The following is a 22,358-nucleotide window of genomic DNA, read 5'->3' as shown; positions in this document are numbered from 1 at the left end:
CAAGGTCATTGATTAGTCGGCTCTCATATAATATCATGTCAAATTAACTAACAATTATTCTGTAGGGGCGGGTTCTATCACATCTATAATACCCATCAGAAATTGAACTAAACCCGCCCTTCTATTAATCAATAATTATTCTGTAGGGGCGGGTTCTATCACATCTATAATACTCGTCAGAGATTAAACTAAACCTGCCCTCCGACTACAAAATAGATTAAGCAATGTTTGGGTATTGTGACCAGAATTGAGAAACTTCTTGTTTCCAATTTTCCCAATATTGATCAACTTCTGGACTGTCTAAAAAGGTCAGATCGACTTCATTTGGAGTAATCGTAATCAAAATACCATGATGAATTTGCACGTTATAGGGATGGCGATAATGTCGATTTAATCCACCAATATAAGCCGCAATTTGTAATTTTTGTTCGTCGTAGATGCGAATGCGATCGGAAAATTTAAACTCAAAAACCATTTCGTTAGGTAAGTTATCAAACTTTCCGACACAATCAACTCGTCCGGCGTAGCCTTCATAATAATGAAAAATCGGACTTTCTACCAGTCGAATATGATGAATTTTGTTGAGGACGGGTAACGCTTTTTCCCAATGACGCTGAAGAATTACAGGACAAGATTTATCCCCATTTTTGAAATAGTTTTCAATTTGGCGATGTCCGAGTCTACCAATTTGACAGGCTAAATTTGCTTCAGAACCTTTATTTTTTCTCCAACCGGCGAGTCGTGCTTTTTCCGCAGGCGATCGCATTTTATCGCGAATTGTGGTGAAACTCGGAAGAAAATTTCCGCGAAGGTCTTGCATCCCACCCAGACCATTTTTAGTGCAGGGTTTTCCAAAGTAAGGGGGAAGGGGATTATTTGACCAGAATTGGTTGTTCATATTTTTAACGCAATTAACTCGACTGAATTAACTGTCGCATTTTTATTTTGGAGTTATTTCCCTGACTTAAAACTGACTTAAGCTGACTTACCTGACTTACCCTGACTTTCTGATTTAACAGCTAAAAAAGCAGTTAAACTGGTATGTTAAAGAAGTGGTTGGTGTAGCAGATGGGGTTCCCAAAAGACTTTTTACACAAGTTAGCCGACGAGAAGGGACTAACTGACAAACAACAAGAGGTTTTTCTTCTACTGTTTGGAGAGGGTAAAAGTAGAGAACAAATTCAAAGTCAGCTTTATCTTAGTAATACTGCCTTTAACACTCGTCTTAGTGGAATTTACACGAAGTTTCAAATTGGCGGGAAAGGCCCAGGAAAAGAAAGTAGATTAAAGAGTGATCTTAATAACCGATATCAACGTTGGCAAGCTGAGAACTATAATAGCTCATTGTTGACTGAGAACACAGATGTAAGTATCCAAACATTAGTACAAAAAACACGCCAGCAAATTCAGCCCTATATTCAAGAATGTTGCGGTACGATGCGGGTACTTGATATGACGCAACCCATTAAGTTAGGAAAAATCTACACAAACGTTAATATTTTAGAGAAAATTACGGGACGAACTTGGCTGGAAATCGCCCAATTACAAGAAAAAGTCAGTCGAGAAAATTTTGAACGTTGGTGTCGAGGTACAGTAAAAGAAGAAAGGATTCCCGGTATAGAAGCGGCGGAAAAGTTCTCGAAGTTGATGATATTGGGAAAACCAGGAGCGGGAAAAACAACATTTCTCAAGCACTTGGCAATTCAGTGTATAGGTGGAGCATTTCAAGCCGAACGAGTTCCAGTATTCATCACATTAAAAGATTTTGCAGATATTAAGGAACACCCGAATTTATTGGAATACCTTCAACATTTATTGAAAGGTTATTCTGATGAAATGGAAGATATTTCCACTCTAACAAGTCTCTTAAAAGCAGGAAAATTTTTGATTTTATTAGATGGATTGGACGAAGTTAGAGAAATTGACTCTAGCCGAATATTGAGAGAGATCAAACAGCTTTCACAGGAATTTCATCAAAACAAATTTGTAATTACCTGTCGGATTGCAGCAAAAGAATACATATTTGAAAAATTTACTGAAGTTGAAGTTGCTGATTTTAACGAAGAACAAATTGCTGATTTTAGTCACAAATGGTTTCACAGTAAAAACGATCCAGTAAAAGCAGAACGTTTTCTCGAAAAGCTAAAACAAGATGAACCCATTCTTGAACTTGCAACCAATCCTCTACTCCTAACTTTGTTGTGTTTGGTGTTTGAAGATGTGGGCGGTTTTCCTGATAATCGTACCAGACTCTATGCTGAAGGTATTGCAAAGCTGTTAAGAGAATGGAATATCTCATGTGAAAGAGAGCGTGATCCAGTTTATAAAAAGCTCTCCCCTAATTATCGGGAAGAACTTCTCTGTATAATTGCATGGAACACCTTTAAACGTGGAAATTACTTTTTTTATCAGGAAGAAGTAGCCAAACTTATTCGAGATTATATTCAAAATTTACCGGGAATTACTCAAGAAGATTTACTCAAGCTAGATCATAGAGCCGTGCTAGATTCAATAGAACTACAACATGGATTATTAGTCGAAAGAGCTAGAGGAATTTATTCTTTCTCACATCTAACATTTCACGAATATTTTACTGCTTGTGAGATTGTCACCAATTGTAATCAATGCGATATTAATGATCCAACTTTGAGAGAATTAGTTAGTCATATTACAGAACCTAACTGGCGAGAGGTATTTCTTCTGACCGTTCAGATGTTATATAGTGCTGACTATTTTTTACTAAATTTAAAAACATCAGTAGATTTATTAGTACAGAATAGTAAAGAATTCCAGAAATTTCTCCTATGGCTATATCACAAAGTAGACTCTATAAAAATTCAAGCCAGTCCTAATTTAGCAATAAAAATTTTTTACTTTTGCGCTGAATCTATTTATTCATTTGGCATTTTTTACGAGGCTGAACTTATTGAGATGGTAAAAGAATTTCATGTTGATATTAAGTGCGAACCTGAAATTGATTTAGATTATGATCTTTATAGCTTACGTGATTTAAGTGATGGTCTTTCTTTTTTACCTAAAGATGATAATATAATAACCAGCATTGATGATATTTGCAAGCGTTATACTTTGAGTTCACCTATTAAAATAAAACTACAACAACTTAAAACAATTTTGAATAATCTGCTTAGAGAGTTTCCTGACCCTCATCAAGAACAAGAAAAATTTCAAACATTATGGGCTTTTGTTCGTTCAATATGGCGCGAAGATCTTAGAAGCTTAATGATTATGTGGCGTAATATTGGACGGAACTGGAACTTTAACTTAGCTGAACAAGACCTCTTAGAACAGTATTATGATGCTAATCTTTTGCTTGTTGAATGTTTAAATAGTTATTGTTATGTGAGTCGGGAGGTTCGACAAGAGATAGAAGAAACGTTATTATTGCCTATAGAGGAAATTGAAAAGTGGAAACAAAACAAACAATCAAATGATAGAGGATAAATTATGCCATCTCCTTTCCCCGGAATGAACCCCTACCTTGAACATCCCGAAATCTGGCTGGGTTTTCATTTATTCCTCATTGCTAATATTGCAGAATTCCTAACGCCTGAACTTCGCCCAAAATATTCAGTTTCGGTTGAAGTTAGAATGTATGAAACAACCGGGGAACAGTCGCTTTTGGTGGGAATTCCTGATGTTTCCGTACAACGTTCTCGACAAGTTTCTCAAACCGAAAAAATCAATATTGCGGTTGCTGAACCCGCTACAAAACCGCAGAAAGTCATAGTTCCCGTTCCCGAAAGTATCCGACAGGGTTATCTCGAAATACGGGAAGTTTCCACAAAGGAAGTCGTCACCGTTATTGAACTGCTTTCACCCGTTAACAAACGACCCGGAAAAGGACGAGAAACCTACAACAATAAACGAGAACAAATCTTCGGAAGTCGCACTCATTTTGTCGAAATAGATTTGCTGCGAATGTGGGAACCGATGCTAATATTTGCAGATGGAATTGCATCAGATTATCGCATTTTAGTCAGTCGGGGTGAAACTCGTCCTAGTGCAGATTTATATGCGTTTAATTTGCAGGAAAAAATTCCGGCTTTTCCTTTACCTTTGCGTTTGGGAGATACCGAACCGATATTAGATTTACAATTACTATTAAATCAAGTCTATGATCGCGCAGGTTATGATCTTAAACTCGATTATACCTTAGAACCCGTCCCGCCTCTCTCCGAAACCGATACAATTTGGGCGGATAATTTGTTAAAAGAAATTGAATTAAGAGAATAGATGTTGACTTCTTCTGGTAAAATATGGTTAATTGGGGGAACGAGTGAAAGTGCAACGTTAGCAAATGCGATCGCTTCTGCACAAATTCCCTGTATAATTAGCGTAACAACAGATAGCGCTAAAAGCCTTTATCCTTCTGAGTCTTCCTTGCTAAAAATTTGGGTGGGAAAACTCGATCATCATCAAATTTATGGATTTATTCAACAGCAAAATATCATCGCTATTTTAGATGTGTCTCATCCCTATGCTGTCGAAATCTCCAAATTAGCGATCGCCACCTCTACAGAATATCATATCCCCTATTTACGCTACGAACGACCCTGCTATCAAACAGAAGATTCACAGATTATTCATTTAGACAGCTTTGAAACCTTGTTAACGGGAGATTACCTAACCCAACAACGGGTAATGTTAACTCTAGGATATCGCAATTTAGCGCGTTTTAAAAGTTGGCAAGATCGTTCAACCTTGTTTGTGAGAATTCTTCCGTCTGAGGTTTCCTTAAAAGCAGCCTTAGATGCAAGTTTTACCCCCAATCATATTATAGCAATCCGTCCGCCAATTTCACCAGAACTAGAAAAAGCACTCTGGAAACAGTGGAATATTTCCTTAGTTGTTACCAAAGCATCCGGCGTTGCTGGCGGAGAAGAAACCAAGCGAAAAGTTGCGTCAGAATTGGGAATTTCGTTGATTATTATTGACCGTCCTAAACTCAATTATCCTCAACAAACGAGTGATTTAGAGACTGCTATTATATTTTGTTGCAATCAACAGGGGCGGGTTTATTAAGGTTATTTTTGGGAAATCTATCCCTCTTTTGTCACTCTCGCCAAAGTATAATTAGTAGCGATTCTCATGATTGAGACGCTTCGCGAACGCCAAAATCGAGACAGAGTGTATGGTTGAGCCACGCCCATCCGCGCCCACAGTCAAATTTGTGGACGAATACTGCCAGTTGTACAAAAACCTGTTTCCAGAGGTGAGAAGCTTTGAAGCTTTTAAGTATTTGCATCTAGGAATGATGTCCGATATAAAACGTAAAACGTTGCCAGCGATCGCGAAAGTGTTAGGACTAAAAAATCATCAAATATTACATCACTTTTTAACCTGATCAACTTGGGACATAGAGGAGTTAAGAGAGCATAGGATTGAGGAAAGTTAATATAAATTTGGAAATACAGGAGATGTAGTTAAATAAAAAATAAACTAAGCCGTGTTGCTTGAGTGTAGGTTGAGATCGAAAGTTCGGGGAATCCCCGAAGTTAAATCACTTCCCCTACTGCTCCAACTCAACGCTGAAGCCACATTCAGCCTTTTGTTTTTCAATTTGCTTCGGTGCAGTTCATGTAGATATTCTGAAGACAACAACTCTAGAGAAATTCAAAATTAAAAGGGAGCAATGTATATGACTGATAATTTCTATGCACTTCTTGTCAGTATTGACAAATATCAAGATTCAGTTTTCCCATTGAAAGGTTGTGTTAATGAGCTTACAGCAACAGCAGAATATCTAAAAGAAACTGAAGAGTCTTATACATAAATTATTGTTGATGTTCAGCTTTGATTGGATGAATTTGACGGTTGTGATTCCCAAATATAGGGAAATCGGTTGTTTTTAATCTGGGGTAAAAATGATGAATAAATATCATTCAATTCGTGTATTAATTGCTGATGATCATGCGATTGTGCGGCAGGGTTTAGTCTCATTGTTGCAGCAGGAACCTGATTTATCCGTTGTCGGGCAAGCGCGTAATGGACAAGAAGCGGTCAAAATGTTTAATCAACATCAACCCGATGTAGTATTAATGGATTTGCGAATGCCTCAAATGGATGGAATTGAAGCAATTACCGCTATCCGTGCCGGGTGTACTAACCCTCAAATTGTTGTACTGACGACTTATGATGGCGATGAAGACATCTATCGGGGACTACAGGCGGGTGCTAAAGGTTATTTGCTGAAAGATACCGAACCCGACGAACTTTTTGCGGCTATTCGTACAGTATTTGTGGGGAAAAAGTACATTCCATCTCCTGTGGGAGCAAAACTGGCTGAACGTATGGAAAACTGTCAATTAAGCGATCGCGAATTGCAAGTCATTCGCCTGATTGTTGCGGGGAAAAGTAATCAGCAGATTAGCGATATTTTGCATATTAGCAAAAGTACGGTGAAGTTTCATGTTAATAATATTTTGAGTAAGTTGAATGTCAATGATAGAACCCAGGCGGCGATCGCTGCTTTGAAACGAGGAATTGCTAGTTTATAGTTGAGTCGGTTGCAATACGGTTAGAAGTTACGCGAAGTTTCTGCATCGGATTTGAAGTAGAAATTTTTACAGCAACAGACGGATTGATGTTGATGCGGATGACTCGTACCCTGCCTTAGTTAATACCTGTACTTTTGGCTAGGTAAAAAACTAACCGATGGGTTAGTACATTCCTTGAGTCGAGCGCTGTACAGTGGTTTTGTAGAGAACCAGCAACAGTAGCCTAAAAGCTTAGTTGTTCAACCTATAAATTGAGGATGTTTATGTCTTGTACAGTCGGCAGATCTTACATTATTAAGTCTGGAGATGAGCTTTACAAAATTGCCGAGCAACAATTAGGTGATGGTAATCGTTGGCGTGAAATTCAAAAACCAGACGGCAGCCCAATGACAGATAATGATGCCAGCAATTTGCAAGTCGGTCAGGAAATCTGTCTTCCCGGTTCTACTACTCCCCCTCCGTCGCCCGGTGGTAATGGTTTTGCAGGTCTGATATCATCTCAGACTTATGAAGCCATGTTCCCAAACCGGAACGCCCTCTACACCTACGACAGTTTAGTGAATGCAACCAAGCACTACCCCCAGTTTTGCAACTCCGGTTCAGATGAGCAACGCAAACAGGAAGCCGCCGCTTTCTTAGCAAATATTGCCCACGAAACAACAGGAGGCTGGGACGCTGCTCCCGGTGGACGTTTTGCTTGGGGTCTGCACTTTATTGAAGAACAAAACCCGACCAGTCAATACTGTGACCCATCAAATACCACCTATCCTTGTGCGCCAGGTCGCTCCTATTACGGTCGCGGTCCAATACAACTGTCCTGGAACTACAATTATGGTCAAGTCGGTCAAGCTTTGGGTTTAGACTTGCTGAATAACCCGGACTTGGTTAAGACCGATGGAGAGATTGCCTTCCGAACAGCTTTGTGGTTTTGGATGACCCCGCAGCCACCCAAGCCTTCTTGTCACGAAGTAATGACTGGCGGTTGGACACCCTCTGCCGATGATGCCAGCAAGGGACGTGTACCCGGGTTTGGCATGACTATTAATATTATCAATGGTGGTCTTGAATGTAGTATCCCTACCAATGATAAAGTTCGCGATCGGGTGGGTTTCTACGAGCGTTTTACCCAAATGTTGGGTGTGAGTCAGGGCGATAATATCTACTGCGATCGCATGGCGCACTACTAAAGATTCTGTTGAAAAAAGTTTTTGGAAACTGTTCTAAACGCACAGCTAAAAACTTAACTATTACTGTGGCTACAGAATACATTTCAATCATTGAGGAAAGTATTTTATGTCTGAATTTCTGGGTGTGGCTTTTAGTCCTTATGTGGGTCAATGGACAGGAACGCCTCCAAATGCCAAAGTTCCCCTTTGGAACTCATACAGCCAGCAAGATATTATTCGGATGCTGGAAATCATCGCACCTCAGTTCAATAAAATCAGCACCTACAGCATGGGTTATGCAGGATATTACCCACCAACAACGCCTTGGAATCAGCTTGATTCTAACTGTCTTGTTGCTATTGCTGCGGCACAGTTAAATCGACAAACAGGCAGAGTTGCGATTGAAGTTGCTCAGGGAATATATCAGCATGATAATCCAGCACACCAACAGTTAGAAATTGAAGCGGCTTTTTCTGCGGTTTCCGAAGCGAATAGTCTTTATCCCAACACGGTAACTTCATTAGTTTTTACCAATGAATATGTCACCGATGCAGAGAAAGCAAATGTTGTTAACCAGATGATTGTGACGAATAAACAAAAAGCTCACAATCTGGGTGTTAAAGTGGGTGTTCGTTCCCATACTTTTGGAGAAATCGCCAATCCAAACAGCCCCTATTACACTCAGTTAAAAACATTAATCCAGAATTGCGATTTTATCCAATGCAATCTTTATCCGGCTACGAACACTGCTACCCCAGCCGACGGTGTAAATCAAGTGGGTCAGGCTTTTTATCAAATCAAAACTGCGGTGGCAAATATTAATCCCCAGTGTGAAGTAATGATTGGCGAAACGGGGTGGCCATCAGAGGGAATTAGTTTTAACAACACAAACAATAATGTGGCAAACCTCCTCGCTTATTATGAAGCAATTGACAAGTGGGCATTTGAAAATCGGGTAATAACTTACTTGTTTGAAGCCTTCGATGAACCTTGGAAAAGCGATCGCAATGCTCAAATTCCCCCAGCCAACCCCTGGCAAGGACCCAATGGCGCTGAAGGGCATTATGGGCTTTGGTATCTCAACCAACAGGGTGAGTATATGCAGAAGAAAATCTAACTGCAAAAAAGGAAAAGTTAAGTTATGTCTACTCAACAAACCTATTGGTATTGTGGGATAGAAGGGAAGTTCCCGCAACAGCTTTAGATAAGGGTACGGCAGTTCTAGGCAACAAGATTGATATCTTCGTTGATACTGTTAATGAGGCGATTAATTTGGGTAGAAAGCCCGTTAGTGTAATCCTTTAATTTTTCCTCAAAACTTATCTTTAGGCGGATTAATAATCCCCAAAAACTTCCCGATTCTGCACTGAAATTTTTCCAAATTCTCAAAACTGTAATCCGTTCACAACATTAGTAATTAGGAGATTGTTACCCATGAATCCACAAGACATTATGCGAGTGGTAGAACTCACAAATATTCAGCGTTCTCAAGCGGGTTTATCACCGTTAAAGTTTAATCCAGTGTTAGGAGCAGTAGCCCAAAAACATACTGTAGATATGGCATTAAATGACTTTTTTAGCCATACAGGTTCAACGGGTTCTAAAATCGGCGATCGCATTAATTCAGCAGGTTATCAATGGTCATATTGTGCGGAGAATATTTACGCGGGTGGCTCAACTCCAGAGCAAGTTGTAGAAGGATGGATGAACAGTGATGGACATCGCAAAAATATTCTGAGTCCTGATTCAAAAGAAATTGGTGTTGGTTATTATTTTCTAGCCAACGATACTGGGGAAGTTAATTACAAACATTATTGGACACAAGTTTTTGCCACGCCGCAATAACAACTAGGGAAAAGCCTTTATAGCTAAATATTTGGCTTTTCCCAATCATTACAAACTCGCTTCTTAATTAGGTAAACCTGATGAAATTTTCATTCACCAATAACACCAAAGGACAGTATTCCTCCGAACAGATTTACTTTGTCATTCTCGGAAAAAATTCTACGGGTCAATTTGGTCATGTAGACAAAAATGGTAGTTTAATTCCCTGCAATGAGAGTGATAACGATGCGCCCGGTCATTTGACTAAAAATGGACAAAACTGGTGCAATTATTTACATAAACTCAGTGAATTACCGGAAATAGAAGTTGGTCAAATCAATTCGGGTCGCGCATATATTGGTCTCGGTTCACCAGTATATTTGAAAATTGTTAACAATGGAAATGGTTTTGTTGGCCCAAATACAGCCAATCCATCTGACCCCAATACAGACGTTTATTTTGATTGGCTAGAATTTACCATTGACGATGCTGGTTTTCACGGTAATACAACTCAAGTCGATCAGTTTGGTTTTCCAATGACCATTGAATTGATAGGAACCGATGGAGTTTCAACAAAACTGGGAATAACTGAATCTAGAAGCATCTTGTTCAGTGAGTATATGAAAAGCGTCCCCGCCGAGTTTCAATCTCTGGTTCAGCAACCCTACAGAATTTTAGCACCTTTTAAAGGCAGTTTTGCTCGGGGTCAACAAGACGAAAAATACTTTGATAGTTACATTGCTGAAATGTGGCAATATTATACGTCAAATCCACTGGTTTTTAAAACCCATGAGGGAACGTTTACAGGAAAAGTAGAAGACAATGTTTTCACTTTTACAAAGGATGGTGATGTGAATACAAAATATAAAATTAACTATCCCACTTCTTGGGAAGTTTTTGAGTGTGCGGGAGTATTTGCTCAAGGAAATGCTATGGAAAAGGTGATTCAATCTCAGGTTAGCGCTATGTTCAACAGGCACGTATTGGGTAGCCCAGAAAATCGGTGTAATCCACAAGAGTATTATAAAAATGATCCGGCTAATTACTATGCACAGTTCTGGCATCTTCACAGCATAGATAATAAAGCTTATGGATTTCCCTTTGATGATGTCTGCGATCAAAGTACCTTGCTTGAACATCGTAACCCGAAAGAATTAAAGGTAGTTATCAGTTGGGATTGATCGTAAAAAATATTTGACGTTTTTCCGTTAGCTATAAAACTCAACTTCAAATCAGGAGAACATTATGACTCAAAATCAAGACGCAACAAACTGTGATGGATTGCTAGAAAGCAATGATATTCGCATAGGTTTCATCTCTGGGGCTACCTTTAAGAATAAGGAAGTTCAATATGCAGCCGTTGATGGACTAGCTATTTTTGAGGGCTGTATTGTTCTTGGCAGCGTTGAGGAAATGGAGAAAAAGGCTGCTGCTATTAGAGAGGGTAAAGATATTGAAGAAGAAGGTGGTAGCGAGCGGGGTGTGTTCATTACTGGACAGCAGTATCGCTGGCCGAATGGGATTGTTCCCTATGAAATCGATTCTAATTTACCTAATCAGCAGCGCGTTATAGATGCGATCGCTCACTGGCAAGAGAAAACCCCCATTCGGTTTATTCAACGAACAAACAGTAATGCTAATCAATATCCCAACTACGTTTACTTCAAACCTGCCAATGGCTGTTGGTCTTATGTTGGAATGCAGGGCGGAAAGCAAGATATTGGTCTAGGCAATGGCTGCACTACTGCTTCTGCCATCCATGAAATTGGTCACGCTTTGGGATTATGGCACGAACAAAGTCGAGAGGATCGCGATCGACACATTCAGATTCATTCACAGAACATTAACTCCAATAATTTGCATAATTTTAAGCAACATATCACCGACGGTGATGACTACGGCTCCTACGATTATGACTCGATTATGCACTACCCCTCTACAGCTTTTTCTATAAACGGTGAACCAACAATTACGACTATTCCGCATGGAAGACCCATCGGGCAAAGGAATGGTCTGAGTGCTGCCGATATAGCGACTATTCAATTTCTCTATCAACAGACAACTCCTCAATCGCGTCCGTACACGATCAAACCGGGAGATACATTGTTTTTAGTTGCCCAACGAGAGTTAGGTGATGGCAACCGTTGGCGTGAAATTATGAAGACATCTAATGGTGACTTGTTTACAGAACAAGAGGCTAATAATTTGCAACCCGGTCAGGTTGTTTATCTTCCTTAACTTGAGGAAAATTCTCTCGTAAAAAATCAGGAAACTGGGCTTAAAGGTTAGGAAATTTTCCTGTTTCCCAACCTTTTCTGTTCCCTGTTACTGAAAAAGATTATCCTAGTAATAGGACGTAATGCTAGAATTTTTAACAGCAATTTTGAACAGCTATTCTGTTTTTTGATGAATGCTAATGTCGTCCAATCATGTATTGCTTGTAAGAGGCGAAATTCTTTTCTCTGAAGAACTGAGTTCATTCTCGGGAGCCACAGGGAATGTATACCTTGAAGATGTAAGTTATATTGATGCTCCTTCTAAAGTTGTTGCCAAACAGGTGATTCCTAATATTTCCCATGAGGTAGGGACTGAGAATCGGATTGAATTTGCCCTAAAAGGGGAGATTCCAAATCTAAGTGCAAGTTATTCTATTTATGTACACGTCTCCCTTCATAAAGATGAACAAATTCATCCCGGAGATTACATCTCTATGGAAAGCTACCCCGTTCTTACATTTGGATATCCGAATCAGATAACAGTATTGGTGCGAGAGGTGACAGATTCCCGAGTTAAGTAGGATTTTTTTGATTAAAAAATATCAGCAACGTTGTTAAAAAAATATTCCCAAATACTTTAATCTTTTTTTGAAAAAGGTTGAATGGGTACGCTCACTCCGATTTTGATCTCAAGCGTATTATTTTCAACAAACCGCGATAAGGACAGGGAAGATTTTCATCAGCCGTATCCGTAGATTCAATCGGAATTACTGTTTTACTTTCATGGTAATAGTAATTGGTGATGGTAATCGTAGCCGTATTGCGATCGCCAGGAATAATGATACTTTTGTTTGCATCCCGGTTAATTGTTACACTGCGGTCATCTTCCGAATAAATGTTATTATTAGTTGCCCGATCTCCTGAAACATAACTTGGATTTTCTTCAATAATAATCTTTTGATCTTCTTGTTCTTCTGGCATATAAAAACCTAATTTTAATTAGCCTCTGTTTACTCATCTAAAACGAAAAACCCTGAGTTCAAGATTAAGTACCACAGCACCGCACATCGTTATAAAAGGAGTGTCGAGAAACTCGGCAACAGTTCCCCTCGCTAGGGAAAGTTGGTTGAGAAACAACGGTTCTATCCCTGCGCCTTGAATTATTGCTGGATTATCTAGGAGTATAACATTAGCTCCCCCTTTTTGAAGTACAAAAGTATAAAGCACTGCTCTTATGCTGCTAAATTTTCGGCATTGTAACATTCGGTTAATTAATCGTAAAAGTAGAGATGTACCCCATAGGTATGTCTCTACATCAATAATCAAAAATCATTTTATTACCCAAAAAGGATGATTCCAACAGTCAGCTTCACCACCTCACCCCAATTGCTCATCGAATCTGAGGAAACTGTTTCCTTACACAACTTTAGCCTGAATCCAACACCAACCGCATCAGGAACAACTGTAATCGTTAGTAGCCCGAACTTGTCAGAATTTGATCTCAATCTCATTGAAACCTAAGGCGGTGAACTTAATTTTAATTTTTTACCCCTTCAGATGTTTGCTTAAAACTCGTGTCCTTCCTATTAGTCTTGATATTTTCTAGTCTATCATTTTATAGATGAAGTGACCAGTAAAAACATCTTTTTCTAAAAATTTTGTGATATATTCTTAAAAGGGATTGAGGTTTGATATAATCACAAAATATCAAAATCTATTGAGGGAGTCAGTTTCAATGAGTTCCGATCATTATCCTCCACCGAACCCAAGCTTGAAAAGTAGGATTACTCGTTATTTTAAGTTTGAACAATTGACAACGAATTTTCGCACCGAGACGTTAGCCGGAATAACAACGTTTATGACGATGGCTTATATTTTAGCTGTTAATCCTATTATTTTATCAAAGGCAATTTATCTTAATAAACCCGGTGATTTATTTGATCAATTAGTTGTCGCAACCGGAATTTCTGCGGCGATTGGTACATTAATGATGGGATTATTAGCCAATTATCCCTTTGCACAAGCGCCGGGAATGGGACTGAATGCTTTTTTTGCTTATACTGTTGTTTTGCGGTTAGGAATTGACTGGAGATTAGCATTGAGTTCAGTGTTTATAGAAGGATTAATTTTTATTGGATTAACCCTCAGTAATATTCGCCGCCAGATTATTACCGCAATTCCAATGTCCTTAAAAAATGCAACCGCAGCCGGAATTGGTTTATTTATTGCTTATCTTGGATTAGCGAGTAATATTGAAACAGGGGGTGCTGGAATTATTGTGGCAAATGAAGTCACCAAAACTGCCTTTGGAAGCTTAAGAGAAGCACCAACTTTAGTCGCAATTGCTGGAATTTTTGTCACGTCTGCTTTTGTGGTTCGTCGTATTAAAGGCGCTTTATTATGGGGGATTTTAGCCACTGCAATTTTAGGCTGGATTTTAGGCGTGACTCCTTGGCCCCAAGGAATTATTGAAATTCCTCCTTTTCCGACTGAATTATTTGCACAAGCTTTATTCGGAGTTTATAACCTGAATGCTGATAATTTTTTAGATTTTTTAGCGGTGACATTTGTGTTTTTATTTGTTGATTTATTTGATACGATTGGCACGCTCACAGGTGTCGCAATGAAAGCAGGTTTTATTGATGAAAATGGCGAACTTCCCCGGGCAAATCAAGCGTTAATGGCGGATGCTATTGCAACAACTTCAGGCGCGATTTTAGGCACTTCTAGTGTTACCAGTTATATTGAATCTGCGGCGGGTGTAGCTGAAGGGGGGCGAACAGGATTTACTGCTGTAATTACGGCGATTTTGTTGGGGTTATCTATTTTTTTTATTCCGCTTTTACAAGCCATTCCCGCCTATGCAACAACGCCGACATTAGTGATTATCGGTGTATTGATGTTATCTAGTATTTCCCTGATTAATTGGCAGGATTTAGCCGAAGCTATTCCCGCTTTTTTAACGTTATTCACAATTCCGTTAACCTTTTCAATTGCTGAGGGTTTATCCATAGGGTTTATTAGTTATCCTATTCTCAAAACCTGTCAAGGAAAAAGCCACGAAGTTACTTTAGCGACTTGGATTTTAGCAAGTGTTTTTGTGGTGCGGTTTGTGTTTATGACGCTACGCTTCGGTTAATGTTGTTTCAGGACTATTCAGAGAGTTAATTAAATGGAAAGTTTCATCTCACTATTTGGCATTTTTGTGTTTATTGGGATTGGTTATGCCATCTCAGCAAACCGTAAAGCGATTATCTGGCGTCCTGTTATTTGGGGAATTGCGTTACAATTTATTGTCGCTGTAGTTATTCTCAAAATTCCCGGTACTTATTTAGTTTTTGATGCTATTGGTGCAGTTGTTACCCAGTTTTTAGACTTTACCGTTGAGGGGGCTAAATTTGTCTTTGGCGAAAACTATGAAGAACACTTTTTTGCCTTTAAAGTTTTACCGACAATTATCTTTTTCTCCTCTTTCGTTTCTGTTTTATATTATCTCGGCATCCTTCAACAAATCGTTAAAGGAGTTGCTTGGGTGATGCTAAAAACCACAAAAACATCGGGGGCGGAATCTCTTTCTAATGCGGCGAATGTGTTTGTCGGAATGACAGAAGCACCGCTTTTAGTGAAACCCTTTATCAACACCATGACTAAATCAGAATTAAACACCATAATGACGGGAGGTTTTGCCACGGTTGCGGGGGGAGTTTTAGCGGCTTATGTATCTTTTGGAATTTCCGCGAGAGACTTGATTTCTGCTTCGGTAATGGCGGCACCCTGTGCGTTAGGAATCTCTAAATTACTCTATCCTGAAACCGAAAAACCTGAAACCGCCGGCACGTTAGAATTAAAAGTCGAAAAAACGGCTACAAATGTCGTTGATGCGGCGGCGGCGGGTGCTATCGAAGGCGCGAAACTAGCGGTTAATATTGCTGCGGTTATTATTGCATTTTTAGCGTTAATTGCCTTTTTAAATGCCATATTAAGTTGGTTTGGGGGATTGTTTGGCTATCCTCAACTTTCCTTTGATTTAATCTTAGGTTGGGTATTGTATCCGATAGCATTACTCACAGGTGTTTCTTGGAGTGATGCGAGTCAAGTTGCAGCGTTAATTGGCAAGAAAATAATATTAAATGAGTTTATTGCTTATGTTGATTTAGCAGCACTTGTTAAAAATAATCTGCTTTCTGAACGTTCAATTAGAATTGCAACATTTGCCCTTTGTAGCTTTGCAAATATTGGTTCAATTGGGATTCAAATTGGGGCTTTAAGTGGGATTGCACCTCAACGCCGTAGTGAACTCGCAGAGTTAGGAATTCGAGCGATGATAGGTGGAGTTTTAACCAATTTAATTGTTGCTGCAACGGCAGGATTTCTGTTATAATGAAAGGCAAAAGGCAAGAGGCAAAAGTGATAACGGATTACTGATCACTGTAATTGGGTTTTAGATTTGAAAAACGGTGATTGAATTCTAATGAAAATAGTTTTTAACGTTGCAAACTTAACCAGATTGTAGTCAACTTTCTCACCCATTCTTTCAGCCAAGTAAAGCGATATTGATCGGCTGCTTTGCGAATCACTTCCGCTTGCGTTGGATAGGGATAAATGGTATTTCCCAGAGTTCCTAATCCGAGATTTCCCACCATTGCTAAGGTGATTTGATTAATCATTTCTCCAGCGTGAGCGGCTACAATTGTCGCCCCTAATATTTTATCGCTACCATGACGAACATGAACTTTCGCAAACCCATTTGTTTGTCCATCAATACAGGCTCGATCTACATCACTTAAGGCTACATAAAACGTTTTCACTCGTTCCGGTTTTGCCAGAATTTCAGCTTCCGTGATTCCAACGTGAGCGACTTCAGGATCAGTATAAACACAAGACGGAATAATCAAATTACTGAGTTTTTTTCGCCCAATTCCCAACACTGAAAACAAAGCATTCTGAATTACAATTCTCGCCGCCGCATCCGCCGCATGGGTAAATTTAGACTGCATACAAACATCTCCAACCGCATAAATATTAGGATTAGTTGTTTGTAAATAATCGTTAATAATAATTCCAGTTTTCGGATCAGATTGAACCCCAACCGCTTGTAAATTTAAGCCTTTAATATTCGGTTGTCGTCCAGTGGCGACAATAATCTGATCAACAGTCGATTTTTGTTCAATTCCTGATACTTCATAAAACAGCGTTTTTTCTCCAGGTTGAGTGGAAATTTGCTTAATCTCAGCATTTAAAACAACATTTATTTTTTCTTGAGCAAATACCTCTTGAATCAGATCTGAAACTTCAGGTTGGGAATGTTTTAAAAGTTTAGAACTTCTTTGCAATAAAACAACTTTTGAACCTAAACGTTGAAAGGTTTGAGCTAGTTCACAGCCAATATAACCCCCACCAATAATCGCTAAACGTTCAGGACGTTCTGTTAAATAAAATACAGTTTCATTCGTCAGATATCCCGCCTCTTCTAAACCCTCAATTTGAGGGATAGTAGGATGAGAACCTGTTGCAATAACCGCTTTTTTAAATCGCAGTTTTTGTCCAGCTACATCAATTGTATTTTGACTCAAAAAATGAGCTTCTCCGAAGAAAATATCAACTCCAAATTCTTCTGTAAATCTCTTCGCAGAATCATTTGAACTAATTTCAGAGCGCACTTTTCGCATTCGTTCCATCACGGCTGAAAAATCGACTTCCACCCCTTCAGGAACCCGAATTCCGTAGTCAGAAGCTTGAGACACTGTGGCGGCTATTCGCCCAGAACGAATTAATGATTTTGAAGGAACACAACCGACGTTTGTACAGTCTCCCCCTAATAAATACTTTTCAATTAATGCAACTTTTCCCCCTAATAAACCTGCGCCTGCTGCTGTTACTAATCCGGCTGTACCGCCGCCAATTACAACTAAATTATAACAGCTTGCGGGTTGAGGGTTTTTCCAGTTCGAGGGATGCAAATTTTCAACTAAAGTTTGATTGAATTCATCCATCGGAGAAACCCTAACAGGCTGAGTCTCAAACTGAGTCATTCTTCTTTCAACCTCTAAAATAAAACGATTTCTATCGTTAAAAATTCCCGGATATTTTTCAAGCAACTATTGGCTGCGGGGTAAACCCGGAATAATAGAAGCTTGTTGGGGATTATCATCAAATTTAGTATACCAATAAGCCCAAGCAATTAAAACCCCTTGAAAGGGAAGCCTTATCGCCTGAAACCAAGCCCCATCAGGAATCCCATCAATATGAATGTGATTCACTGCCATATTAATATTAGCAGGAAAAACGGCAATAAATAATGCAATAATTCCCCAAGCAGCCAATTGAGAAACGGGAGGGATTAACAATCCAATTGCGCCGAGAATTTCAAAAAAGCCGCTAATATAAACTAAAGCCGCAGGTGCGGGCAGAAAACCGGGTACAATTCTAATAAAAGGTTCAGAAACCACAAAATGTAGAATTCCTACACCTCCGAGAGTAACGGCTAAAATAACTCGGAGTAATTCTTTGTTTTTTTGGATTGATTCCATTCTCATGATTTTTAATTTAAAATAACTCAATTTATCCGTAAACAACCCGGTTAATTGGCGATTAAGAGTTTCATGTTAAAGTGAACTTCAGAAACCGGGTTGATGATTAGTGAGATAAAAACTCAGGTTGAACTTTTTTCGAGCCATCCTTTTTTGATGGTATTCCCTTCCAACTCAAAAATCGTAATTCCAGTCAATTCAATGGGTTCTCCCTTTGAAATTTCCTTGGAAAATCCATTGTTTAAACCCTTAATTTTCCAACGAGTTACTACTTTTTGATTGTAAACAAATAGATCTTCTATCAAAAATTTAAAATTGATGATGTCTTTTCTAAACTGTTTAATCAAGTTCATCAATTTTTCTCTGCTTTCTATGGGATTTCCACCGCAGTATAATGTACAATTTTCCGACACCAATTCATTGATAACTTCCAATTGACCTGCATTCCAAACTCGATTCCAAAATCGCCGGACAATCGCCTCATTTACGACTTTTGCACTTAACCGTTCTAACTCTACCATAGATGTCATTGTTTTTTTCCTTTAACTTACAACAAAAAACGAAAATATTATTCTTTATGTCTTGACTTAACGGGAAACTTTCTGTTTAGATGGACTGGGTGGAGCGTGATCATTAAAAATCTCATCCATTATCCAATCTACTGTAGCTTTAAAATTATGAATCGGAGTCGGTAAGAGTTCTAAATAAGTTCCCTGACGAATTAAATGAGCGGGTTGACCTGCTATCAAAAATCGCTCAAATAAATTCGCTGCTGCAACTTCGAGTCCTAACTTGAGTAATGTACCTCGCAGCTTAATTTGACTGGGTTCAAGTGGTTCATTTGCAGCCAAAGCCATGAGATTATTAGCAATGGCAATACCTTGTTGATAAGCCACTTGAGCCGTTGGGGGTAAAGCTTCATCCAAAACTGCACTATCTCCCCCAACAAACACCTCGGGAAACTCTCGTAATTGTAATGTCGGTGTGACTCGCAAACGGCTTTGTTTATCGCGTTGTTCTGAAGAAATTTGTAATGTTTTACTCAACGGATGAACCGCATTTCCCGCCGTCCAAATGACAGTTTCAGTTGCTAATTTTTGCGGTTGATTATTTTGCTGATATTCCACATATTGAGGGGAAACTCGGCTAACTTTTGCCTCGAGTTGCACTTCTACAGGAACCACTCGCTGTTTTAAGGCGGCTTGGGCTTTTTCTCGTAGATGAACGTTAATATCACCTGTAAGAATTTCAGACACCATATCCAGAATAATCACTCGCACTTCTGAAGGATTTCCCCCCAATTGACGATACCATTCTGGTAGCCAGTCTGCTAACGTGCTGGTAATTTCAATTCCTGATGGCCCCGCACCGACAACAGCAACAGTAAGAAGCTGATTCCGTATCATTTCATCTTCGGTTTGTGTGGCAAGTTGCAAACGTTGTCGCAGGTGATTTCTTAAAGCGATCGCATCCTCACCATCCCGAAATGCCAAGGTGTTTTCTTTCGCTCCTTCTATGCCAAAATAACTGGCAACACTCCCCAAACCTAAAACTAAATTTTCATAGGAATATCCCAAACCTGAAGAGAGTTTTAGTTGACGTTTTTGCAGATCAATTTCCTCCACACTTCCTTGAATATAGGTGATATTACCACAGTCTAAAAGTTCTTCATAACGAGGTAAAACTTGATCAACTTCCATTTCCCCGCTTAAAACTTCATAGAGTAAAGGTTTAAACACAAAACGTTCTTTCGGATCGATAAGAACTGTTGGTCGCGAATAGTTATGATGACACAAATGCAAAGCCGTAAACAAACCTGTGAACCCTGCACCGACAATTGCCGTTGTATAATGTTCGCTCTTTCGAGAATTATCGTTTGAGTTAATCATCATTTGTCTTTTTAATTAAAAATTTGGCAATCAACATCTGAGTCAGTGGGGATTTTGTTCAAAAGGTTTGATTGACAAAATCGCACTCTAATCTCAAATCTACTAAAGACAAAGTGCTTACATTATAAAATCTATTTTCCGAGACTAAAAAAGGCACCCTGACCGCTCCCAAATGAGCTTAAGCTAAAAGTATTCAATTTCTCTTCTATTGTAAAACACACATTTTGTATTTTGAACCAAATTTTATTGATTTCTAACTTTAGGAAGACTTGGGCTTTTGAACTCGACTCTCTCTTGAGTTATTGTGTGTAAGTTTTTCTCTCTCTCTCGATAGAGATTTATATCATAGTTTGTTGTTGATTCAGTAATCATAATTCGGGATTAATTAGATACAAAATTGGTTCAAAATTTTGATTAGGGAGAATATTTTTTCGTTATAGTTATTTAAAATTAACGGTTTTCCACGATATATTAATCTCACAAACACCCTGAAGCAACTTTGTTTAAAAATTTATTTATTTTGTAGGGGCGGGTTCAAAATAGATTTATTCATCTCACAAACAATCTGAATAACCCCGCCCCATCTCTCACTACCCAAACAAACGCTGCTGATTTTCTGTTACCCCTTGACCTCGATAAATTTTTCGAGTGCCTTTAGGAATAGTAATCCAACCTAAATCTTGCAAGCGATTGGTCAGATTAGAAATCGTGACGCCCAACTCATCACGCAGTTTATATAAATCTGTCCATTTTGTTAGGTCTAGCCCTTGTTGTTTCTCTTCTAATATATGTTGGGGCATCAACAAACAACTCGCAAAATATTGGGCTTGCCATTCTATTGAGGCAATTTTTGAGTCATAAGCTGAACCCCGACAGACAAAAGGTTGATCAGAATCCGTTGGTTTTGTTCCATATTCTCCTAACTGCAATTCCAATTGTTTAACCTCACCATCGACTTCATCTTGATTGATGTGTAGAACCCAATGACCGATTTCATGGGCGATGGTAGACTCAATAAACCCTTGGGGTTTTTCGAGGATCTTTTCGTTAATTTCAATGGTTCGTTCAGTCGGTAAAATACGGGCAGCAATTTCGCCTTCTTCATCAGGAGAAATGCAATCCCAAACGACTCCTAAATCCAGAAAATCAGCCACCAAAGACGACTCAAACGGCCACTGGGGAGCAACATTTGACTGAGTTTGCATTCGGGTGAGAATATCCTGCGCCCGCCGTTCAATTGATTCTTTGGGATAATAACGGTATGGCTTTAGAATACTCACTTATTCAGTCTCCTGAGCCGCATCAAAAATCTTTTTAGCAAAGCTCGGATTCTCCTGCAATCTACGGAATAAAGCCGTTATTTCTTTGTTATTTTGCTTGAGCAAACTCTCATAATGCTGCGGAATTCGACCCGCTAAAAAGATTAATTCCTCCTCGTCTATACCGAGATTTCGCCCCAGTCCCCGAATGACCTCCTCTTTGGGGGGGTAGTCCGCACGGTCATTTTCGAGCTTCGACAGGTAGGTAAAATCAACCTTGAGTAGCACCGCAAGCTGTCGTTGGGAGTATCCCTTGTCCTTGCGGGCTTGACGAATCAGTTTTCCAAATGTTTGTTCCACGGTATTTCCCTCCTATGCTCGATTTTATGCGAGTTTGATGAAAATTTCAACTTTTGACTTGACGATTGAATCAACGTTGGCTAATATAGAGACGTTGACTAAAGATTCAACATCTATCTCAATCCTCCTTTAGAGTTGAAACTTACATCAATTCTAACGGTACTCTAAATCAGGTGTACTCCCGTTGAGATTAAAGGGTGTGAAGAATCATTAAAAATGCAAACACCGTAATTGCTTGAAATTGAGAGGAAGATGAACCTCTATGCTGAGAACTTGGACGGATACGCACTACAAATTAGACGACGAAGATTGGATGTATATTGCTGCTCACGAAGAACAAGGTTCAGCGTCTCTAGTTTGTCCAGGATACGCACGAGATGGTGAAGGTTTTAGCATTCATTTTACTCCGGCTCATACAGAAATGCTGGAAAATTTGATTGCAACCTTACGAATCATTAAAGCACAACAAGAGACTTTGTATACCTATCCTGAACCTAAAACTCAAAACCATTTGATTCGCTAGTTCAAGGCTAATCCTTCGGAGAGAGAGAAAATCAATTCCTCAACTCAACATCAACAATTGTAAACTAAAAACG

The 22,358-nt window shown here is 39.1% G+C and carries 24 protein-coding genes and 1 pseudogene; 17 read left to right on the top strand and 8 right to left on the bottom strand.

Annotation, left to right across the window (positions count from 1 at the left end; all coding sequences use genetic code 11):
• Window positions 1–217: 217 nt before the first annotated feature.
• Window positions 218–898, bottom strand: a complete 681-nt coding sequence (locus tag WN50_RS12635) for a PD-(D/E)XK nuclease family protein (protein ID WP_049559295.1) — start codon at window positions 896–898, stop codon at window positions 218–220.
• 170 nt (window positions 899–1,068) lie between these two features.
• On the opposite strand from WN50_RS12635, the gene WN50_RS12630 reads away from it, so the two are divergent.
• The 13 genes and pseudogenes from WN50_RS12630 to WN50_RS12580 all read left to right on the top strand — a co-directional run bounded on the left by WN50_RS12630 (window position 1,069) and on the right by WN50_RS12580 (window position 12,305).
• A complete protein-coding gene (locus tag WN50_RS12630; protein WP_046276923.1) occupies window positions 1,069–3,462 on the top strand; it encodes an NACHT domain-containing protein in 2,394 nt (797 codons plus the stop codon).
• Window positions 3,463–3,465: 3 nt separating this feature from the next.
• Entirely contained in the window at window positions 3,466–4,254 is a 789-nt protein-coding gene (locus tag WN50_RS12625) for a DUF4058 family protein (RefSeq protein WP_046276924.1), read from the top strand.
• On the top strand, window positions 4,255–5,043 hold the full coding sequence (locus WN50_RS12620) for a cobalt-precorrin-6A reductase (RefSeq protein ID WP_046276925.1): 789 nt from the start codon (window positions 4,255–4,257) through the stop codon (window positions 5,041–5,043).
• Between the two features lie 109 nt (window positions 5,044–5,152).
• Window positions 5,153–5,362: pseudogene (locus WN50_RS12615) on the top strand (IS701 family transposase); the annotation flags it as partial.
• Window positions 5,363–5,659: 297 nt separating this feature from the next.
• Complete coding sequence (locus WN50_RS36910) at window positions 5,660–5,794, top strand: hypothetical protein (RefSeq protein WP_281062882.1); 135 nt, start codon at window positions 5,660–5,662, stop codon at window positions 5,792–5,794.
• Window positions 5,795–5,888: 94 nt separating this feature from the next.
• Window positions 5,889–6,518 carry a response regulator gene (locus tag WN50_RS12610; RefSeq protein ID WP_046276927.1) on the top strand — a complete coding sequence of 210 codons (630 nt, stop codon included), beginning with the start codon at window positions 5,889–5,891 and terminating at the stop codon, window positions 6,516–6,518.
• Between the two features lie 263 nt (window positions 6,519–6,781).
• Window positions 6,782–7,705, top strand: a complete 924-nt coding sequence (locus tag WN50_RS12605; protein ID WP_046276928.1) for a chitinase — start codon at window positions 6,782–6,784, stop codon at window positions 7,703–7,705.
• Between the two features lie 106 nt (window positions 7,706–7,811).
• Window positions 7,812–8,801 carry a glycosyl hydrolase family 17 protein gene (locus WN50_RS12600; RefSeq protein WP_046276929.1) on the top strand — a complete coding sequence of 330 codons (990 nt, stop codon included), beginning with the start codon at window positions 7,812–7,814 and terminating at the stop codon, window positions 8,799–8,801.
• A 44-nt stretch (window positions 8,802–8,845) separates the two neighbouring features.
• Window positions 8,846–8,989 (top strand): 3D domain-containing protein, encoded by a 144-nt coding sequence (locus tag WN50_RS37535; RefSeq protein ID WP_082172427.1) that lies wholly within the window; start codon window positions 8,846–8,848, stop codon window positions 8,987–8,989.
• A 129-nt stretch (window positions 8,990–9,118) separates the two neighbouring features.
• Window positions 9,119–9,529: a CAP domain-containing protein gene (locus WN50_RS12595; RefSeq protein ID WP_046276930.1), complete on the top strand. Its 411-nt coding sequence runs from the start codon at window positions 9,119–9,121 to the stop codon at window positions 9,527–9,529.
• 80 nt (window positions 9,530–9,609) lie between these two features.
• Window positions 9,610–10,689, top strand: coding sequence for a glycoside hydrolase family 64 protein (locus tag WN50_RS12590; protein WP_049559285.1), 1,080 nt, complete (start codon window positions 9,610–9,612; stop codon window positions 10,687–10,689).
• A 64-nt stretch (window positions 10,690–10,753) separates the two neighbouring features.
• The gene (gene legP, locus WN50_RS12585; protein ID WP_046276931.1) at window positions 10,754–11,746 is read left to right on the top strand and encodes a Dot/Icm T4SS effector Zinc-dependent metalloprotease LegP; all 993 of its coding nucleotides are present in this window, start codon (window positions 10,754–10,756) and stop codon (window positions 11,744–11,746) included.
• Window positions 11,747–11,924: 178 nt separating this feature from the next.
• Entirely contained in the window at window positions 11,925–12,305 is a 381-nt protein-coding gene (locus WN50_RS12580; RefSeq protein ID WP_160315382.1) for a YbaY family lipoprotein, read from the top strand.
• A gap of 91 nt (window positions 12,306–12,396) precedes the next feature.
• Here WN50_RS12580 and WN50_RS12575 read toward each other — a convergent pair whose 3' ends face one another.
• Window positions 12,397–12,705, bottom strand: coding sequence for a hypothetical protein (locus tag WN50_RS12575; RefSeq protein WP_046276933.1), 309 nt, complete (start codon window positions 12,703–12,705; stop codon window positions 12,397–12,399).
• Between the two features lie 369 nt (window positions 12,706–13,074).
• Here WN50_RS12575 and WN50_RS34645 point away from each other — a divergent pair, with 369 nt between their 5' ends.
• The 3 genes from WN50_RS34645 to WN50_RS12560 all read left to right on the top strand — a co-directional run bounded on the left by WN50_RS34645 (window position 13,075) and on the right by WN50_RS12560 (window position 16,105).
• Entirely contained in the window at window positions 13,075–13,245 is a 171-nt protein-coding gene (locus WN50_RS34645) for a hypothetical protein (RefSeq protein ID WP_160315381.1), read from the top strand.
• A 214-nt stretch (window positions 13,246–13,459) separates the two neighbouring features.
• Entirely contained in the window at window positions 13,460–14,863 is a 1,404-nt protein-coding gene (locus WN50_RS12565) for an NCS2 family permease (protein WP_046276935.1), read from the top strand.
• Window positions 14,864–14,896: 33 nt separating this feature from the next.
• Window positions 14,897–16,105: a NupC/NupG family nucleoside CNT transporter gene (locus WN50_RS12560; RefSeq protein ID WP_046276936.1), complete on the top strand. Its 1,209-nt coding sequence runs from the start codon at window positions 14,897–14,899 to the stop codon at window positions 16,103–16,105.
• A 103-nt stretch (window positions 16,106–16,208) separates the two neighbouring features.
• Here the strand turns inward: WN50_RS12560 and WN50_RS12555 are convergent, their stop codons facing one another.
• The 6 genes from WN50_RS12555 to WN50_RS12530 form a co-directional block, all read right to left on the bottom strand.
• Window positions 16,209–17,756 (bottom strand): mercuric reductase, encoded by a 1,548-nt coding sequence (locus tag WN50_RS12555; RefSeq protein WP_046276941.1) that lies wholly within the window; start codon window positions 17,754–17,756, stop codon window positions 16,209–16,211.
• 66 nt (window positions 17,757–17,822) lie between these two features.
• Window positions 17,823–18,254: a DoxX family protein gene (locus tag WN50_RS12550; RefSeq protein ID WP_046276937.1), complete on the bottom strand. Its 432-nt coding sequence runs from the start codon at window positions 18,252–18,254 to the stop codon at window positions 17,823–17,825.
• Between the two features lie 122 nt (window positions 18,255–18,376).
• On the bottom strand, window positions 18,377–18,784 hold the full coding sequence (locus tag WN50_RS12545) for an ester cyclase (RefSeq protein WP_082172425.1): 408 nt from the start codon (window positions 18,782–18,784) through the stop codon (window positions 18,377–18,379).
• 57 nt (window positions 18,785–18,841) lie between these two features.
• Complete coding sequence (locus tag WN50_RS12540) at window positions 18,842–20,146, bottom strand: NAD(P)/FAD-dependent oxidoreductase (RefSeq protein WP_235440941.1); 1,305 nt, start codon at window positions 20,144–20,146, stop codon at window positions 18,842–18,844.
• A 587-nt stretch (window positions 20,147–20,733) separates the two neighbouring features.
• Window positions 20,734–21,423, bottom strand: coding sequence for an ImmA/IrrE family metallo-endopeptidase (locus tag WN50_RS12535; protein ID WP_046279237.1), 690 nt, complete (start codon window positions 21,421–21,423; stop codon window positions 20,734–20,736).
• Window positions 21,424–21,762 carry a helix-turn-helix domain-containing protein gene (locus tag WN50_RS12530; protein ID WP_046279236.1) on the bottom strand — a complete coding sequence of 113 codons (339 nt, stop codon included), beginning with the start codon at window positions 21,760–21,762 and terminating at the stop codon, window positions 21,424–21,426. It abuts the gene before it with no gap.
• 262 nt (window positions 21,763–22,024) lie between these two features.
• Here WN50_RS12530 and WN50_RS12525 point away from each other — a divergent pair, with 262 nt between their 5' ends.
• The gene (locus WN50_RS12525) at window positions 22,025–22,285 is read left to right on the top strand and encodes a hypothetical protein (protein ID WP_046279235.1); all 261 of its coding nucleotides are present in this window, start codon (window positions 22,025–22,027) and stop codon (window positions 22,283–22,285) included.
• Window positions 22,286–22,358: the final 73 nt, after the last annotated feature.

Source organism: Limnoraphis robusta CS-951 (assembly GCF_000972705.2).
The sequence above is the reverse complement of the archived record's forward strand: the minus strand, read 5'-3'. Positions and strand labels throughout refer to the sequence as shown.

What these genes read in the sequence shown, in the direction of transcription:
- WN50_RS12635 (WP_049559295.1), bottom strand. Translation starts at nt 898, where the DNA reads ATGAACAACCAATTCTGGTCAAATAATCCCCTTCCCCCTTACTTTGGA.
- WN50_RS12630 (WP_046276923.1), top strand. Translation starts at nt 1,069, where the DNA reads ATGGGGTTCCCAAAAGACTTTTTACACAAGTTAGCCGACGAGAAGGGA.
- WN50_RS12625 (WP_046276924.1), top strand. Translation starts at nt 3,466, where the DNA reads ATGCCATCTCCTTTCCCCGGAATGAACCCCTACCTTGAACATCCCGAA.
- WN50_RS12620 (WP_046276925.1), top strand. Translation starts at nt 4,255, where the DNA reads ATGTTGACTTCTTCTGGTAAAATATGGTTAATTGGGGGAACGAGTGAA.
- WN50_RS36910 (WP_281062882.1), top strand. Translation starts at nt 5,660, where the DNA reads ATGACTGATAATTTCTATGCACTTCTTGTCAGTATTGACAAATATCAA.
- WN50_RS12610 (WP_046276927.1), top strand. Translation starts at nt 5,889, where the DNA reads ATGAATAAATATCATTCAATTCGTGTATTAATTGCTGATGATCATGCG.
- WN50_RS12605 (WP_046276928.1), top strand. Translation starts at nt 6,782, where the DNA reads ATGTCTTGTACAGTCGGCAGATCTTACATTATTAAGTCTGGAGATGAG.
- WN50_RS12600 (WP_046276929.1), top strand. Translation starts at nt 7,812, where the DNA reads ATGTCTGAATTTCTGGGTGTGGCTTTTAGTCCTTATGTGGGTCAATGG.
- WN50_RS12595 (WP_046276930.1), top strand. Translation starts at nt 9,119, where the DNA reads ATGAATCCACAAGACATTATGCGAGTGGTAGAACTCACAAATATTCAG.
- WN50_RS12590 (WP_049559285.1), top strand. Translation starts at nt 9,610, where the DNA reads ATGAAATTTTCATTCACCAATAACACCAAAGGACAGTATTCCTCCGAA.
- legP (WP_046276931.1), top strand. Translation starts at nt 10,754, where the DNA reads ATGACTCAAAATCAAGACGCAACAAACTGTGATGGATTGCTAGAAAGC.
- WN50_RS12580 (WP_160315382.1), top strand. Translation starts at nt 11,925, where the DNA reads ATGTCGTCCAATCATGTATTGCTTGTAAGAGGCGAAATTCTTTTCTCT.
- WN50_RS12575 (WP_046276933.1), bottom strand. Translation starts at nt 12,705, where the DNA reads ATGCCAGAAGAACAAGAAGATCAAAAGATTATTATTGAAGAAAATCCA.
- WN50_RS34645 (WP_160315381.1), top strand. Translation starts at nt 13,075, where the DNA reads ATGATTCCAACAGTCAGCTTCACCACCTCACCCCAATTGCTCATCGAA.
- WN50_RS12565 (WP_046276935.1), top strand. Translation starts at nt 13,460, where the DNA reads ATGAGTTCCGATCATTATCCTCCACCGAACCCAAGCTTGAAAAGTAGG.
- WN50_RS12560 (WP_046276936.1), top strand. Translation starts at nt 14,897, where the DNA reads ATGGAAAGTTTCATCTCACTATTTGGCATTTTTGTGTTTATTGGGATT.
- WN50_RS12555 (WP_046276941.1), bottom strand. Translation starts at nt 17,756, where the DNA reads ATGACTCAGTTTGAGACTCAGCCTGTTAGGGTTTCTCCGATGGATGAA.
- WN50_RS12550 (WP_046276937.1), bottom strand. Translation starts at nt 18,254, where the DNA reads ATGGAATCAATCCAAAAAAACAAAGAATTACTCCGAGTTATTTTAGCC.
- WN50_RS12545 (WP_082172425.1), bottom strand. Translation starts at nt 18,784, where the DNA reads ATGACATCTATGGTAGAGTTAGAACGGTTAAGTGCAAAAGTCGTAAAT.
- WN50_RS12540 (WP_235440941.1), bottom strand. Translation starts at nt 20,146, where the DNA reads ATGATGATTAACTCAAACGATAATTCTCGAAAGAGCGAACATTATACA.
- WN50_RS12525 (WP_046279235.1), top strand. Translation starts at nt 22,025, where the DNA reads ATGCTGAGAACTTGGACGGATACGCACTACAAATTAGACGACGAAGAT.